Here is a 15,467-nt window from a genome sequence, read left to right as displayed (position 1 = left end):
CCCGCTGCCATGACGCGGTCGATGTCATGCCGATGTCATGGAGTCGCCATCTGCGAGGACTATAGTGGCGGACTGAATTTTTCTTCATCAACGAGGCGTACGATGGCCCTGAGCCTGGATGACATCGCCCTGCTGTTCGCACGGCATGGGCACACCCAATACACCGGTGAGCCGGTCACGCAACTAGAGCATGCGCTGCAATCGGCGCTGCTGGCCGAGCAGGAGGGGGCCGCGCCCAGTCTCATCGTGGCCAGCCTGCTGCACGACCTCGGCCACCTGCTGGAAGATCTGGGCCAGACCCCGACCCTGGCCGGTATCGACGATCTGCACCAGTACCGTGTCCTGCCCTTCCTGCGGGGCGTGTTCAGCGACGCCGTACTGGCACCGATCGCCCTGCATGTGGATGCCAAGCGCTACCTGTGCGCTACCGATGCTGACTATTTTTCGACGCTGTCGGCCGATTCGGTGCGCAGTCTGCAGCTGCAGGGCGGGGTCTTCGATGTGGAACAGGCGGCGGCCTTCATCGACCGCCCGCATGCCGTGGACGCGGTGCGGCTGCGGCGGTGGGATGACCGCGCCAAGACCGCCGGGATGGCCACGCCCGATTTCGCGCACTTCGCGCGCTACTTCGATCAATGTCTGGTCGCGCCCGGTGCCGGGCGGGTGATTCAGGCCAGGTAACTCTTGCGATAGGCCGAGGGTGTGGTGCCGCGCAGCTTGCGCATGGCATGCGTCAGCGCGCTCTGGTCGCCATAGCCGCAACGCTGGGCGATGAATGCCAGCGGCAGGGCGCTGGTGCGCAGCAGGCGGCAGGCCTGCGCCATGCGTACCTCGGCCAGCCAGGCGCGGGGGGAAGTTGCCAATTCCTGCTGGAACCATTCATGCAGGCGGCTGGGGCTGATGGCCGCCAGCGCGGCCATGTCGGCTACCGTCCAGGGATGGGCCAGCTGTGCCTCGACCTGGGCCAGCATCCGGTGCAGGCGCGACCTGGCCTGTGGCGGATGTCGCGCCAGCGTATCCAGCAGCAGCGGGACCCAGTGCTGCAGGCTCGCGCCGGAGGGGCTCTGGTCCAGCGACAGCGCCATGAACTCCACCAGCTTGCCGGCCGCCGCCGTCAGCGTCACGAAGGGAGTGCGCGCCAGGCTCTCCAGTTGCAGGTCGCTCATGATGCTGGGCGCCAGGTCCAGTACCAGCGCCCGATTGGCGCCGCCGGCGCTGGTCGCGTGCGCCGCCCCGGGTTCCACGAAGGCTGCCGTGATACTGTCGGCGCAGCCTTGGTGACCGCCAATGTCCAGTTCCAGCCGGCCGGCTAGCGGCAGCACCAGTTGCGGGAAATCATGGCGATGCGCCGGCGACTCGTCGCGGTAGCTGCGCAGGTGGAGTTGGGTGTCCAAGATGGGGGAGAGCGGGGCGCTGCCAGGCGGTGCCACCGTCGGGTGACACCGCGTGCCAGGCTTATTGCATGTGCCAGCCGTGGCTGACCACCACCGATTGACCCGTCAGCGCATTGGTCGGGAAGGCTGCCAGGAAGACCGCGGTCTGGGCTACGTCCTGGGTGGTGGTGAATTCACCATCGACGGTGTCCTTCAGCATGATCTTCTTGATCACATCTTCTTCGCTGATCCCGAATTCCTTGGCTTGCTCGGGAATCTGCTTTTCCACCAGCGGCGTGCGTACGAAGCCGGGACAGATGACGTTGGTGCGGATCTTGTCCTTGGCGCCTTCCTTGGCCACCGTCTTGGCCAGGCCCAGCAGGCCATGCTTGGCCGTCACGTAGGGTGCCTTCAGCGCCGAGGCCAGGTGCGAGTGCACCGAACCCATGTAGATGATGGAGCCGCCGCGACCCTGCTTGATCATCGCCTTCATCGCCGCGCGCGTGGTCAGGAAGGCGCCATCCAGGTGGATCGCCAGCATCTTGCGCCAGTTCTCCAGCGACAGCTCGGTCACCGGGCTGATGATCTGGATGCCGGCGTTGCTGATCATGATGTCCAGACCACCGTAGGTATTGACCGCATCGGCCACACCCTTGTCGACCTGGGTCTCGTCGGTCACGTTCATGGCCACGGCCATGGCGGTACCGCCGTTCTTGACGATTTCTTCGGCCGTCGCCTTGGCCGCTTCCAGGGCCAGGTCGGCGATGACCACCTTGGCGCCCTGCTTGGCGTATTCGACCGCGATTTCCTTGCCGATGCCGCTGGCCGAACCGGTGATGAGAGCGACTTTATCCTTGAGTAGCATGATCTTCCTTATGTTTCGAGTTGACGGAGTTTGCAAAGCCTGACCGTCATCGCCATCGGCGCTGGTTACCCTGTTGCGCCCGATCAACGGTGCCAGTCATCGGTCCATGGTTTCGATGAACGGGTCATCGAAAGATTCCTTGGGGTGTTGCCCCGTTTCCTTACCCTCGCGCGTTCGCCTTGCCCCGATTGCGGATGTCTCCCGGCGACGCTTTGTCACTCCATTGTAACGCTGGCGCGGCTCTTGTTGCTGCACCGCCAAAACCGCTGCAGAGGTCATGTGGGTGAAACAATCGCTGGTTAGTCTGTGCAGCGTTATCCCGGGGATATCGGCTGAATCTCGAAAATCGACAATAGATGTTTCGATTTCATTCTGGAGCAGCCGCACTTTTGGGGGGGTAGCGTCAGGTCCACTGAAACAAGCACTTATTTTCACCGCTTGCTTCCGATCACCTGACTTCCTCCTCACCCATCACCATAAAGGACAATGCATGAGACTGCTTACCATTCCTGCCGATGCCAATCCGAGTTTTGCCAAGCTCAATCTGAGCCTGGCCAGCACCCCGGAAGAAGTGCGCGAAGTACAGCGCCTGCGCTACAAGGTCTTCATCGAAGCGATGAACCTGTCGGCCCTGGCCAACCCCGAAGGCCTGGACAAGGATGAGTTCGACGACTACTGCGACCACCTGATCGTACGCGACAGCAAGACCCTCTCCGTGGTCGGCACCTATCGCGTCCTGAGTCCGCACGGCGCGCGCCGCATGGGCAAGTTCTACTCGGAACAGGAATTCGATCTCTCGCGCCTGGACAACATCCGCGGCGTCATCGCCGAAGCCGGCCGCGCCTGCATCCACCCGGACTACCGCAGCGGCGGCGTGATCATGATGCTGTGGGCCGGCCTGGCCGCCTACATGCGCAAGGAACGCTGCGAATACCTGATGGGCTGCGCCAGCGTCAGTCTGGCCGATGGCGGCCACAATGCCGCGGCGCTGTACCACGCCTTCCGCGAAAAGAACCTGGCGCCGCCCGACTACCGCGTCGCGCCGCTGCTGCCCTTCCCGCTGGAAGACCGCGAAGCCGGCATCGAACCGCAGATTCCGCCGCTGTTGCGCGGCTACCTGCGCAGCGGCGCCTGGGTCTGCGGCGAACCGGCCTGGGACCCCGATTTCCACTCGGCCGATTTCTTCCTGCTGCTGCCCTTGTCCAAGCTCGACAGCCGCTACGCCCGCCACTATCTGAAAGACTCGAGGGCCGCATGAAGCCACGCGAACAGTTCATGGAAAAAGCCCAGGGGCTGTTCGCCGACCTGGGGCCTGAGCACGATGCCGGTGACGACGAAGCGCGACGCGATCCGCTGCGCTTTCGCACCATCTGGATTTCCGATATCCACCTGGGTACCACCGGTTGCCAGGCCGAGCGCCTGCTGGAATTCCTGCGCGCCACCGAGTCCGATACCCTCTACCTGGTGGGCGACATCATCGACGGCTGGCAGTTGAAGCGTCGCTGGTACTGGGACCAGAGCCACAACAACGTGGTGCAGACGGTGCTCAAGAAGGCCAAGAAGGGTACCAACGTCATCTTCGTGCCCGGCAACCACGACGAAGTGATCCGCCAGTTCATCGACCTCGATTTCGGCGGCATCAAGATCCGCGACGAACTGGTGCACGTCACCGCTGAAGGCAAACGCATGCTGGTGCTGCACGGTGACCGCTTCGATGGCGTCATCGCCTGCGCCAAGTGGCTGGCCTACGTGGGCGATTCGCTCTACACCATGATCCTCAAGTTCAACCAGTGGTTCAACAGCTGGCGTGCCCGCGCCGGCCTGCCTTACTGGTCGCTGTCGCAATACCTCAAGTCCAAGGTCAAGAACGCGGTGAACTACATCACCTCCTTCGAGGATGCCCTGGCCGACGAAGCCAAGAAGAAGGGCCTGGACGGGGTCATCTGCGGCCACATCCACAAGCCCGAGATCCGCGACATCGGCGGTGTCGTCTACTGCAACGACGGCGACTGGGTCGAGAGCCTGTCGGCACTGGTGGAAGACCCCGACGGCGCCTTGCGCCTGGTGACCTGGCAGGAAATCATGCAGCTCAAGCGGGCCGGCAAGGAAGCCCGCATGGCCGCACGCGAGCTGGCGACGGCCTGAAGCATCGAACCTGCTCCTGAAGTTTTACATTATTGAAACGATTTATGCGCATTGCCATCATCAGCGACGCTGGCGAACCCCAGGTCAACGGGGTCGTCAATACCCTGCGCTCCACCGTGCGCTGCCTGCGCAGCTTCGGCCATGAAGTGCTGCTGCTGTCGCCGCGCGACTTCCGTACCTTCGCCTGCCCGACCTATCCCGAAATCCGCCTGGCCTACCAGCCCTACGCCCGCATCGCGGCCGCCCTGGAAGACTTCCAGCCGGACTGCATCCACATCGCCACCGAAGGGCCGATGGGGCTGGCCGCGCGCCGCTACTGCCTGCGTCACAAGCTCAGTTTCACCACTGCCTATCACACCCGCTTCCCCGAATACCTGGCCGCCCGCAAGCTCTTGCCCAAGGCCATCACCTACCGTCTGTTGCGCTGGTTCCATGGCCGCTCCGAAGCCATCATGGTACCGACCCCGGCGATGAAGACCGCGCTGCAGGAGCAGGGCTTCCGCAACGTGGTGTTGTGGGGCCGCGGCGTGGATACCCGGCACTTCCGCCCGGCGGTGGAAGACCACGCCTGCATCGAGCGTCCGCTGTTCCTCTACGTGGGCCGGGTCGCGGTGGAAAAGAATATCGAAGCCTTCCTCAAGCTCGACCTGCCCGGCACCAAGTGGGTGGTGGGCGATGGCCCGCAACTGGAAGAACTGAGCGCCCGCTATCCGCAGGTGCGTTTCCTGGGCGCCAAGGGACATGACGAACTGCCGGCCTACTACAACTGCGCCGATGTCTTCGTCTTCCCCAGCAAGACCGATACCTTCGGCCTGGTATTGCTGGAAGCCATGGCCTGCGGCATCCCCGTGGCCGCCTATCCGGTCGAGGGGCCGATCGACGTGGTCGACAATGGCGTCTCCGGCATCCTGCGTCATGACCTCAAGCAGGCCTCCCTGCAAGCCCTGCAGCTGGACCATGAGGCGGTACGCGCCCATGCCGCCAGCCGCTCGTGGGAATCGGCCACCCAGCAGTTCCTGCAGCATCTGCACCTGGCGCACCGCGCAGCGCCGGGCAAGCCTGCCGCGATCAAGGCACTCGGCGAGACGCCCTGATCCGCCGCCGCGCCGGCCAGGCGGCGCGGTAACCCTCCTTTTCTCCCTTTTCTTCCTTTTCTCCCTTCCTGCTCCCGGTCTCCCCGCGAGCGATCTTCTTCAGCGCCTGCGCAACTGCGCAAGCTCTGCGGCAGCACAGACCTTCCTGCGCTGTTGGAATGGAATTTGCTAAATCTCAAAAGTCCAGACTGCAGCTGGATTTACAGTTACGTCCGCAGTGGTTGGTGAGGGCTTCAGCATCCGCCGCCGCGAGATGGCAGAAGGGATAGGAAAACTAACAAGAGGAGGGGGAGAGATGAAGACTGTGCTTGCCAATCTGCAACTGTGGCAGAAATTCGCATTGCTGGGTCTGCTGGGACTGGTGTTGTTCGGCGTGCCGACCAGTCTGTACGTTCTCAGCACCGAACGCGTGATCCGCTTCAAGAAGGAGGAAATCGAGGGCGTCGAGCCGGTCAGGCGCTTACTGCGCAGCGTGCAACTGATGCAGCAGCATCGCGGCATGTCGGCCGTGATGCTCAACGGCGCCGCCGACATGGTGGCACCCCGCCAGGCCAAGGCGACGGAAGTGGACCAGGCCCTGCAGGCGCTGGCGCAGGCCATGCAGGGCATGCAGAAGAGCGATGCCCAGGCCGGCGCGCTGCTGCAGGCCCAGGTCCAGGCCTGGACCAAGGTGAGGGACGCAGTCGGAGCCCGTCAGCTGGCCGCGCCGGAAAGCTTTGCTGCCCATAGCGCCGTGATCGGCGCCTTGTTCGACCTCAACGAACGCATGCTCGATCATTTCCACTACACCATCGATCCCGACTTCGATAGCACCCAGTTGATCAACGCCGCCTTCATCGCCATGCCGATGCTCACCGAAGACCTCGGCCGGGCGCGCGCCCGTGGTGCCAGCCTGCTGCTCAAGAAGGACATCAAGCGCGAAGACCGGCTGGAACTGGTGGCCATGCTGGAGCGGGCGCAAGAGCGATTGCTGGTGGCCCGCCGGTCCTTTGCCAAGGGTGTGACAGCCAATGCCGATATCGGCGCCCGCCTGGGGACGGTATTCGACAGTGCCAACCGGCTGGGCCTGGACGCCATCAAGCTGGCCCGCGAGCAGGTCCTGCTGCCGCAGGAGGTGAGCTATGCATCGGACGCCTATTTCAAGCAATTCACCCAGGCCATCGATGAGCAGTTCAAGGCCATCAGCGAGGCCACCGCAGTGCTGTCCACGCAACTCGACGCCCAGAATGCCGCCCTGCGCCAGCAACAGATGTCGGTGCTGGCGGCCATCCTGTTGCTGGCGGTGCTGGCCGCCTGGCTGGGCGTGATGATCACACGCTCGGTCACGCAGCCGGTGCTGGCCTCGGTGGACATGGCCAGGCGCGTGGCGGCCTATGACCTGACCGTGCACAGTGTCGTGCGCGGCCGTGACGAGACGGCGCAATTGCTGGGCTCCCTCAACAGCATGACCGGTAGCCTGGGCGGCATCGTGACCCAGGTGCGCAGCAGCATCGACCTGATGCAGCATGCCAGCGGCGAGATCGCCACCGGCAATGCCGACCTGTCGCGCCGTACCGAGTCACAGGCCTCCAGCCTGGAGGAGACCGCCAGCGCCATGGAGGAGCTGACCTCCACCGTCCAGAACAATGCCGACAATGCCCGCCAGGCCGACCAGCTGGCTGGCTCCGCCGCCCGTCTGGCCGAGCGCGGCGGGCAGGTGGTGGGCGACGTGGTGCAGACCATGGCCCAGATCAGGGAGAGTTCGCGGCGCATCGTCGACATCATCAGCGTTATCGATGGGATTGCCTTCCAGACCAATATCCTCGCCCTCAATGCCGCCGTCGAGGCCGCACGCGCCGGTGAGCAGGGGCGCGGCTTTGCCGTGGTGGCCTCGGAAGTGCGCTCACTGGCGCAACGCAGCGCCAGCGCCGCCAAGGAAATCAAGCAGTTGATCGGCGATTCGGTGGACAAGGTCGACACCGGTGGCAGGCTGGTGGACGAAGCCGGCGTGACCATGAGCGAGGTAGTTGGGGCAGTACGCCAGGTGGCCGGCATCATGAGCGACATCACCCAGGCCAGCCAGGAGCAGAGTACCGGCATCAGCCAGGTCAACGACGCCATCACCCAGATGGAAGCCATCACCCAGCAGAATGCGGCATTGGTGGAGCAGGCGGCGGCCGCCTCGGAAAGCCTGCAGCAACAGGCGTCACTGTTGCGCGAGGCGGTCGCGGTCTTTCGTACCGACCACGACAGTGCACCGATACAGAGGGCGCCCTTGGCGACGCGGCAGGTGGCGCTATCGGCAGCATGAGCACCTGGCGCTGAGCGCCTGACACCACGCCCGCCAGGAGCCCGCGACGTGCGGTGGTTGAGGGGGTATGGTCGCATTTTTAACTATGCAAAAGAAACATGCGGGCATGCCGACAAAGCATTGGCTCGCCCGCATCGGCCTCTTCTAATATGCGCCACGCGCATTTCGTCCATGGCGTTCATTCTGTACATCCCGTGCGTCTGGCGCTGAAGCTCGCGTCGCCGCACGCCGGGGTGGCTGCGGCGCGATTTCACCATAACAAAACATCAACACGGTCGCGTTGCTGCTGCAGTGCAGGGCAAGCGGCAGGCATGAATCATGCTGTAAATCTGCGCAGGGCGGGCTGCTCACCGGTGGCCGCCCCCATTTGCACCACCGTCTACGTTAGCGTTACAAGAAAGACATCATCCATGATTCAACGTCTCAAGATCGGCAGCCGCCTGGCGTTCGGTTTCTGTCTCATCCTGCTGCTGGCCACGGCGATCCTGCTGATCGGCCTGTGGCGCATGGCCGAGATGGAGGCCAGCAGTGAATACGTGATCGAAAAGAAGGTCACCGCCATGACCACCGCCATGCACATGCGCGAAGCCGGCAGTGAGATGGCCCTGGCCTTGCGCAAGGTGGTCACGCCTACCGATGCAGCCGAAGGCAAGGCCGAGGATGAACACCTGGGCCGCATCCTGCAGGCCTATGCCGGCTTCGAGAAGCAGATCACCGAACTGACCTCCAGTGGCCGTGGCAGGGAATTGCTGGCGGCCGCCAGCGGCGAGAGCAAGAAGCTGTTCCCCATCGTCGAACAGATCCGCCAGCAGGTCCTCAGCAACAATTACTTTGATGCGGCGCAGTTGCTGAAAAGCGATTTCCTGCCGGCCCACGAAAAGTGGATGAGCAGCGTGGGTGCGCTGGCCTCGTTCCAGCAGGACGACATGAAAGAAGCGCATGCCGACGCCAAGGACAGCTACCGCAAGGCGCAGATCGGCATGTTGCTGATGGGCGTGCTGACGCTGGGCCTGGGCTTCTTCTTCACCTTTGTCATCACCCGCTCCATCGTCAATCCGCTCAAGCGCGCCGGCAGCATTGCCGAGACCATCTCCAGCGGCGACCTGACCCAGGACTTCCACGATGATGGCCGCGATGAAGCCGCCCACCTGGTCAACGCCCTGGACGCCATGCAGACCAACCTGGCCGCCACGCTCAACGAAGTCAAGGAAAGCGCCGCCGTCATCGCCGTGGCCTCGCACGAGATCGCACGCGGCAACGTGGACCTGTCCAATCGCACCGAGTCCCAGGCTTCCAGCCTGGAAGAAACCGCCAGCTCCATGGAGCAGCTCACCTCCACCGTACAGCAGAACGCGGAGAACGCACGCCAGGCCAACCAGCTGGTGCTGTCGGCCTCGGACCATGCCACCAAGGGTGGCCGCGTGGTCGGCGACGTGGTGGCCACCATGGGCTCCATCAAGGAAAGCTCCAGCAAGATCGTGGACATCATCGGCGTGATCGACGGCATTGCCTTCCAGACCAACATCCTGGCCCTGAATGCGGCCGTGGAAGCAGCCCGCGCCGGCGAGCAGGGTCGTGGCTTCGCGGTGGTGGCCTCCGAAGTGCGGGCGCTGGCCCAGCGCAGCGCCGCCGCCGCCAAGGAAATCAAGCAGCTCATCAGCGATTCCGTGGACAAGGTCGACACCGGCGGCAAGCTGGTCGATGAAGCCGGCGCCACCATGAGCGAGATCGTGTCTTCGGTCAAGCACGTGGCCGACATCATGGGCGAGATCACTGCCGCCAGCCAGGAGCAGAGCGCCGGCATCGCCGAGGTCAACAACGCCATTTCGCAGATCGACGAAATCACCCAGCAGAACGCCGCCCTGGTGGAACAGGCTGCCGCCGCCGCCGAAAGCCTGCAGGAACAGTCCGACGTGCTGGCGCGGGCGGTGGCAGTGTTCCGTCTCAGGGCCGCGCAGGCGGGCGCGGCGCACGCTGCGGCAGCCTCCATCCCGGTGGCGCGGCCGCTGACGCCCGCGCGCACGATCAACCCGCAGCCGGCGCTGACCGCCGCGAGCCCCGCCAAGCGCCCGGTCGCCGGCCTGCCATCCGCAGCGCCCGCCAGCGGCAAACCGGCTGCCACGGCACGGGATGACGAGTTCGAAGAGTTCTGAACGTTGTCATGACGTCCAGGCTTGAGGAAGCGTCATTGCAGTAACAAAAAATCAAGCTGTTGCGTAAGCGCCGCCACCTTCCGGGTCGCGGCGCTTTATTTTTGCCTGAGATGGGCAGAGATCATGAGAATTTAAGATAATTCTCAAGTTGCCGTAAAGCTATAACAATCGCAGCAGATTGACCGGTCCGGAAATGGGGAGGACGGTCGCCTGCGCGGCCGGGGGAAGAGCACGGCGTCGAGGCCTGCCTGCATGGGGAAAATCGACGACAGCGGCCATATCGCGGAGTCACGCGGACCCGGTGTAGCAATAGCGGCACTTTCACTTCATCCACCGGAACCACACCAATGTCCATCAAGAACCTTTCCATCAAGGCGCAACTCGCCATTGCCGTCCTTGTGCTGTCCATCCTGCTGCTGGCCATCGGCGCGTCGGGCCTGCTGGGCATGTCGGCCGCCGTCAGTGTCAATCGCCAGCTCTCCGAAGAGCGCATGCCCAAGACCGTCGCTGCCGACAATACACTGATCTGGATCGGTCGCCAGCGCACCTCGCTGGACCAGGCCGCACTCACCAGTGACCCTGCCTGGGCCGAACGCATGGTCGGCATGGACGCCAATGCGCGCAAGGAAGCCCTGCAGTGGTGGGCCAAGTACACGGCGCTACCGCAGACCGAAGACGGCAAGGTCCTGGTGAAGAAGGTTTCGGATGGCATCGAGAAGACCGAGCAGGAGCTGACCCGCTTTGCCGAGGTGATCAAGGGCGGTGACCGCCAGGCCATCGGCGACCAGGCGCGCAAGGTCGGCACCATCTACACCGCCATGCAACTGGACGGCCAGGCCCTGAGCAAGTATGAGACCGAGCTGGCCACCCGTAGTGCCGAAACCTCCATGGCACGCTACGAAGCCTCGCGCATGTTTTCCATCGTCGCCATCATCGCCGGCCTGCTGCTGGCCTTCTACAGCTGGTGGTCGCTGCGCCGTGCCATCGGCGAGCCGATGCAGCGCGCCCTGCGCCACTTCGACGCCATCGCCTCGGGTGACCTGACCCAGCCGGTGCACGTGCATTCGAAGAACGAAATGGGCCAGTTGCTCAATGGTCTCTCGCGCATGCAGGAGAGTCTCACCCGCACCGTGCGCGCCGTGCGTGGCGGCAGCGATGCCATCGCCACCGCGACCCGTGAAATCGCTTCCGGCAACCTCGATCTGTCCTCCCGTACCGAACAACAGGCGGCTTCGCTGGAAGAGACTGCCTCCAGCATGGAAGAGCTGACCAGCACCGTGAAGCACAACGCCGACAATGCCCGCCAGGCCACCACGCTGGCGGTCAATGCCTCCACCATCGCGGCCGACGGCAATGCGGTGGTGAGCCGGGTGGTGCAGACCATGGAAGAGATCCGCGAGAGCTCCTCGCGCATCACCGACATCGTCAGCATCATCGATGGCATCGCCTTCCAGACCAACATCCTGGCGCTCAATGCAGCGGTCGAAGCAGCCCGTGCCGGCGAGCAGGGACGGGGCTTCGCAGTGGTCGCCACTGAGGTGCGCGCGCTGGCGCAACGTTCCTCCAGCGCAGCTAAGGAAATCAAGGAACTGATCATGCATTCGGAAGAGCGCGTGCAGGCCGGATCGCAGCTGGTGGGTCAGGCCGGCGAGACCATGAACGACGTGATCCAGGCGGTGCAGCGCGTGACCGACATCATGAGCGAAATCTCGGCCGCCTCCAACGAACAGAGCGCCGGCATCGACCAGGTCTCGCGTGCGGTGACGCAGATGGACGAGGCGACCCAGCAGAATGCCGCCCTGGTGGAACAGGCCAGCGCCGCTGCCAAGTCGCTGGAGCAGCAGGCCCAGTCGTTGATGCAGGAAGTGGCGATCTTCCGCGTCGGTGGAGCGGCCATGGCGCCCGCCGTGGCCGCTGCCCCGGTCCGCGCGGCCCAGCCTGCGACCAAGTCCGCACCCAGGATGGCTGCACCGCAAGCCGCTCCCAAGGCAGCCCCGGTCCTGAAGCGTCCGGCCCTGCCGGCGGCCAGCGCTGCAGCAGCACCGTCGCGCCCGGCCCCGCGCGTGCCGGCTGCCGGCGACGATGGTGATTGGGGGACCTTCTGAAGTGATGCGGCCTGCCGGCGCAAATCTTCAAAGTTAAGCTAAAAAGCCGCCAAAGTTGCATCGTAATTTTGACGGATGTCGATATCGTGCTGTTGATTTGCATCGAAAACTGACACTCGCAAGTAAACGGCCAAAAGTGACATAAGGCACAATACAGATGCAATCTAATCAATAGGGGCGAAAAATGACGGGAAATGAGCCTGGATACGGAAAGACGAAGTTCACATGTCCTTTCTGCGGCGCGCTTGCTCAGATGACTTGGGCGTATGACCAGTCGGCAAAAGAATTCTCCTCAAACCGCATTGGACAAGCGAAATGTAATGCCTGCGATGAGGTATCCATCTGGCGCTCGGATTTAAATTCCACACAGCAATTTCTTAGTGATATGGCGAGCAGAAGTGTTGTAGTAGATGCGCAAGGGAAGATGATCTTTCCTAGAAAGAGCACAGCGCCGCAGGCAAATGCTGATTTACCTCAAGATTGCAAGCAAGATTATGAGGAGGCACGAGAGATTTTGGAGTTGTCCCCAAGAGCCGCCGCGGCTCTACTGCGTCTTATTGTCCAAAAGCTTTGCGTTCATTTCGGAGAGCCAGGGAAGAACATAAATGATGATATTGCGTCTCTGGTCCGCAAAGGTCGATTGAATTCGGACATTCAAAGAGCACTTGATGTGCTACGAATTGTGGGTAATAGCTCCGTCCACCCCGGGGAAATACAGGTGGAAGACAATGTCGACCTAGTTCGATCACTATTTGGTCTAGTGAACTATATCGTTCAAGAGATGATTACCGCCCCCAAGCACCGCGATGCGCTTTTTAGATTGATTCCTGAGCGCCAAAAAGAAGCAATCTTGAAGAGAGATACTCCTAAATCGTGAAGCAACCTGCATAGTAAGTGGGGAATCTGTTGGCCGTCTGATTGAGAGGTAATTACCTCATTGATCTGGCTAAGCTTGGGCCATTGGGTCAGCGTCCGATGAATATCTGTCTCATTTATAAACTGCACAAAAACAGTCAAATCGTCCTAGGGGGATAGATGCTGTCCAAAATAATCAGGATTGCAAACGTCGGGATTTTAAAGAATGCCGTATTGGGCGCTAGGGACCTCAAGAAGCTCACACTAATCTACGCCGACAACGCTCACGGAAAATCCACTTTCGCCTCGCTTTTGAATGCATGTGTCACGAGAAATGCCTCAGAAATTGAGAGGCGTCGCACCTTCGGTGGCGAAAAACCATCTGTGAACTTTCGATTTGGGGACGAGAAGAACGGATTTCATTCAGTGTTCGAAGATGGGAAATGGTCCGGTACAGCGCCAACACTTTATGTCTTCAATCAAGAATTTATTGAGCGCAACGTTTACGCGAGCGAAGGAGTGACCCCGGAACAGCGTGCGTCCTTGCTAGACTTGGCCATTGGCGAGAGTGCCGTCAACGCACAAGCGGAGTACAACAGACAAAACGAGCTCCAGCGCGAGAAAGCTGCAGAGCTGCGGGCAATTGAAGAAATTATCGACGGCTACAAGCTTAAGCTTCGAATCGATGCTTTCATAAATCTGAAAAAAATTGACGACGTTGATGAACAACTCCAATCGCTTGAGAAGCAAATTGGAGAAGCCATCAATTCAAACACTCTACTAAACGCCCCGGTCTTTAGGCCCCTTCCTGAAAAGCCGAAACTCGAGTTTGACGCACTAAAACGCGTTCTTGAAAGTACGCTTACGGACGTTCAGGCCGATGCGGAAGACGTGGTGATGCGTCAAATTTCTAAGCACGGCTCAACCGAAGCTTGGCTCCATGAGGGCCTAGAGCATGAGGACGGTGAAAACTGTCCGTTCTGTGGACAGGATATCCGCGGAATCCAAATATTCACCGCGTATAAGGCTTACTTCAGCGAAGCGTATAACAAGCATAAAGCGGCCATTAACTCGTTGATGGATATTGTTCAAGCAGGCACGCGGGATGCGTATATTGCTAGTTGGCTTGGTTCCATTGATTTTAACGCCGGGATAACTGACCGCTGGCACGGAATTATCGAATTTCAGCTTCCCTCTGCTAATTCGGCGAAGGCATCAGCAATGATGCTCGAAGCACGTCGCTCATTGGCAAGCTTTGCAGAACGCAAACAAAAAGCGCCCCTGGAGCGCATAGATGGTGAGTGCTTAAACCATGGCAGGGAGCTACTGGCCGGAATCGACGACATCATCACGTCTTATAACAAAGAAATCGACACTATTAACAAACGTATAGACGAGTTTAAGAAGCACTTAGCGGGCCGAGATGTTGAAGCGCTCAAGATTCAACGCAATGAACTCAGCTTACACAAGATACGGCACGATCCTAAGGTCCAATTGCATGTCGACGCCCTTATCGAAGTGAGAGCTGAACTCAAATCAGTCGAAACTGCAAAAATCGCCGCAAAAACGCAACTCGATGGCGAGATGGTGAAACTACTGGCTACATTCCAGACATCCATCAACGAATGGTTAGCGAAATTTCATGCCCCTTTCAAAATTCAGCGCTTAGCATCGACCTATACCGGTGGAAATCCACGCAGCAACTATGCTATTGCTGTTCGTGGTGCGACCGTATCAATTGGGCCTGGCGATAGTGACTTAACGTTCCATACAGCCCTCAGTGAAGGCGATAAGCGTACTCTTGCGTTCGCGTTCTTCCTGGCTCAACTTTTTGCAGCTCCAGACTATAAGCAGGCGACTGTTGTGCTAGATGATGTCTTCACAAGCCTTGACCACCATCGCCGAAACAGCACAACGCTAGCGGCGGTAAAAATTGCACAAGAATGCAGCCAGCTCATTGTGTTCGGCCACGATGCCCAATTCTTGCGAACGCTACGAAAAAAATGCGCCGGAAAAGTAGATGATGTTCTTGAACTGTTTCTTAAGCCAGACCAAGCTGGCTACAGCAAGCTGGATGACTTCAATATCGATGAATATTGTGCGTCCGATTATTTTAAGAACTACATGACGACCGAAGCTCTTATTAACGGTACTCACCCGATGGATAAGCTATTGGATGCTGCGAAAGCCCTCAGGCCGCTGGTGGAGGGGCATTTGCACAAATCATTCCCGAAAAAATTCATTGAAGGACAGACTTTTGGCCAGATGCTGGACCGAATAAGAAATGCCCCGCAAGGCAGTGCGCTCGCGGCCTTACAACATATTGTTCCTGACCTCGTGGACTTCAATGATTATGCGGCTTCGTTCCATCATGACACCATGGGAGGCCACCCACGCGAGGATATCAATGCGACGGAGCTACGCGGATATGCCACAGTTGCGATGAATTTTATCCAGACGCGAAAGCCGCGCTAGCCCAGTCTTCTCATGGTGAGCATGACAACATGCAGTGACCTGCCCCGGATTTTTCGGACCGCTGAAAATTTGAGAAGATAGCTTCCACTCGGAAAGGAAGCCATGAAAAAGA

The 15,467-nt window shown here is 60.6% G+C and carries 11 protein-coding genes; 9 read left to right on the top strand and 2 right to left on the bottom strand.

Features of this window, described 5'->3' with window-relative positions:
* Positions 1-102: 102 nt before the first annotated feature.
* Entirely contained in the window at positions 103-681 is a 579-nt protein-coding gene (locus HWE04_RS23215; protein WP_241813818.1) for a phosphonate degradation HD-domain oxygenase, read from the top strand.
* On the opposite strand, the gene HWE04_RS23210 is transcribed toward HWE04_RS23215, so the two are convergent.
* Both HWE04_RS23210 and HWE04_RS23205 read right to left on the bottom strand, forming a co-directional pair.
* Positions 669-1,394, bottom strand: a complete 726-nt coding sequence (locus HWE04_RS23210) for a helix-turn-helix transcriptional regulator (protein ID WP_241813817.1) — start codon at positions 1,392-1,394, stop codon at positions 669-671. The genes HWE04_RS23215 and HWE04_RS23210 overlap by 13 nt on opposite strands.
* A 61-nt stretch (positions 1,395-1,455) precedes the next feature.
* Entirely contained in the window at positions 1,456-2,238 is a 783-nt protein-coding gene (locus HWE04_RS23205; RefSeq protein ID WP_006464765.1) for a 3-hydroxybutyrate dehydrogenase, read from the bottom strand.
* Between the two features lie 490 nt (positions 2,239-2,728).
* Between HWE04_RS23205 and HWE04_RS23200 the strand changes: the two genes are divergently transcribed.
* The 8 genes from HWE04_RS23200 (at position 2,729) to HWE04_RS23165 (ending at position 15,355) form a co-directional block, all read left to right on the top strand.
* Positions 2,729-3,496, top strand: a complete 768-nt coding sequence (locus HWE04_RS23200; RefSeq protein WP_006464767.1) for a GNAT family N-acetyltransferase — start codon at positions 2,729-2,731, stop codon at positions 3,494-3,496.
* Positions 3,493-4,383 carry a UDP-2,3-diacylglucosamine diphosphatase gene (locus HWE04_RS23195; protein WP_006464768.1) on the top strand — a complete coding sequence of 297 codons (891 nt, stop codon included), beginning with the start codon at positions 3,493-3,495 and terminating at the stop codon, positions 4,381-4,383. Before HWE04_RS23200 ends, HWE04_RS23195 begins: the two co-directional genes overlap by 4 nt.
* 44 nt (positions 4,384-4,427) lie before the next feature.
* Positions 4,428-5,477 carry a glycosyltransferase family 4 protein gene (locus HWE04_RS23190; RefSeq protein WP_241813816.1) on the top strand — a complete coding sequence of 350 codons (1,050 nt, stop codon included), beginning with the start codon at positions 4,428-4,430 and terminating at the stop codon, positions 5,475-5,477.
* 295 nt (positions 5,478-5,772) lie between these two features.
* Complete coding sequence (locus tag HWE04_RS23185) at positions 5,773-7,767, top strand: methyl-accepting chemotaxis protein (RefSeq protein ID WP_241813815.1); 1,995 nt, start codon at positions 5,773-5,775, stop codon at positions 7,765-7,767.
* 410 nt (positions 7,768-8,177) lie between these two features.
* Positions 8,178-9,920: a methyl-accepting chemotaxis protein gene (locus HWE04_RS23180; protein ID WP_241813814.1), complete on the top strand. Its 1,743-nt coding sequence runs from the start codon at positions 8,178-8,180 to the stop codon at positions 9,918-9,920.
* Positions 9,921-10,267: 347 nt separating this feature from the next.
* Positions 10,268-12,025 (top strand): methyl-accepting chemotaxis protein, encoded by a 1,758-nt coding sequence (locus tag HWE04_RS23175; RefSeq protein WP_241813813.1) that lies wholly within the window; start codon positions 10,268-10,270, stop codon positions 12,023-12,025.
* A 184-nt stretch (positions 12,026-12,209) separates the two neighbouring features.
* Positions 12,210-12,902 carry a DUF4145 domain-containing protein gene (locus HWE04_RS23170; protein WP_241813812.1) on the top strand — a complete coding sequence of 231 codons (693 nt, stop codon included), beginning with the start codon at positions 12,210-12,212 and terminating at the stop codon, positions 12,900-12,902.
* Between the two features lie 158 nt (positions 12,903-13,060).
* Positions 13,061-15,355, top strand: coding sequence for an AAA family ATPase (locus HWE04_RS23165; RefSeq protein WP_241813811.1), 2,295 nt, complete (start codon positions 13,061-13,063; stop codon positions 15,353-15,355).
* Positions 15,356-15,467: the final 112 nt, after the last annotated feature.

The organism is Herbaspirillum sp. C7C2, from assembly GCF_022627865.1.
Lineage (GTDB): Bacteria > Pseudomonadota > Gammaproteobacteria > Burkholderiales > Burkholderiaceae_D > Herbaspirillum > Herbaspirillum frisingense.
This window is presented reverse-complemented; position numbering and strand designations above follow the sequence as displayed.

Excerpts from the sequence above, each read along its gene's own strand:
- HWE04_RS23165 (WP_241813811.1), top strand. The coding sequence starts at position 13,061 with ATGCTGTCCAAAATAATCAGGATTGCAAACGTCGGGATTTTAAAGAAT.
- HWE04_RS23195 (WP_006464768.1), top strand. The coding sequence starts at position 3,493 with ATGAAGCCACGCGAACAGTTCATGGAAAAAGCCCAGGGGCTGTTCGCC.
- HWE04_RS23205 (WP_006464765.1), bottom strand. The coding sequence starts at position 2,238 with ATGCTACTCAAGGATAAAGTCGCTCTCATCACCGGTTCGGCCAGCGGC.
- HWE04_RS23200 (WP_006464767.1), top strand. The coding sequence starts at position 2,729 with ATGAGACTGCTTACCATTCCTGCCGATGCCAATCCGAGTTTTGCCAAG.
- HWE04_RS23215 (WP_241813818.1), top strand. The coding sequence starts at position 103 with ATGGCCCTGAGCCTGGATGACATCGCCCTGCTGTTCGCACGGCATGGG.
- HWE04_RS23190 (WP_241813816.1), top strand. The coding sequence starts at position 4,428 with ATGCGCATTGCCATCATCAGCGACGCTGGCGAACCCCAGGTCAACGGG.
- HWE04_RS23185 (WP_241813815.1), top strand. The coding sequence starts at position 5,773 with ATGAAGACTGTGCTTGCCAATCTGCAACTGTGGCAGAAATTCGCATTG.
- HWE04_RS23170 (WP_241813812.1), top strand. The coding sequence starts at position 12,210 with ATGACGGGAAATGAGCCTGGATACGGAAAGACGAAGTTCACATGTCCT.
- HWE04_RS23175 (WP_241813813.1), top strand. The coding sequence starts at position 10,268 with ATGTCCATCAAGAACCTTTCCATCAAGGCGCAACTCGCCATTGCCGTC.
- HWE04_RS23180 (WP_241813814.1), top strand. The coding sequence starts at position 8,178 with ATGATTCAACGTCTCAAGATCGGCAGCCGCCTGGCGTTCGGTTTCTGT.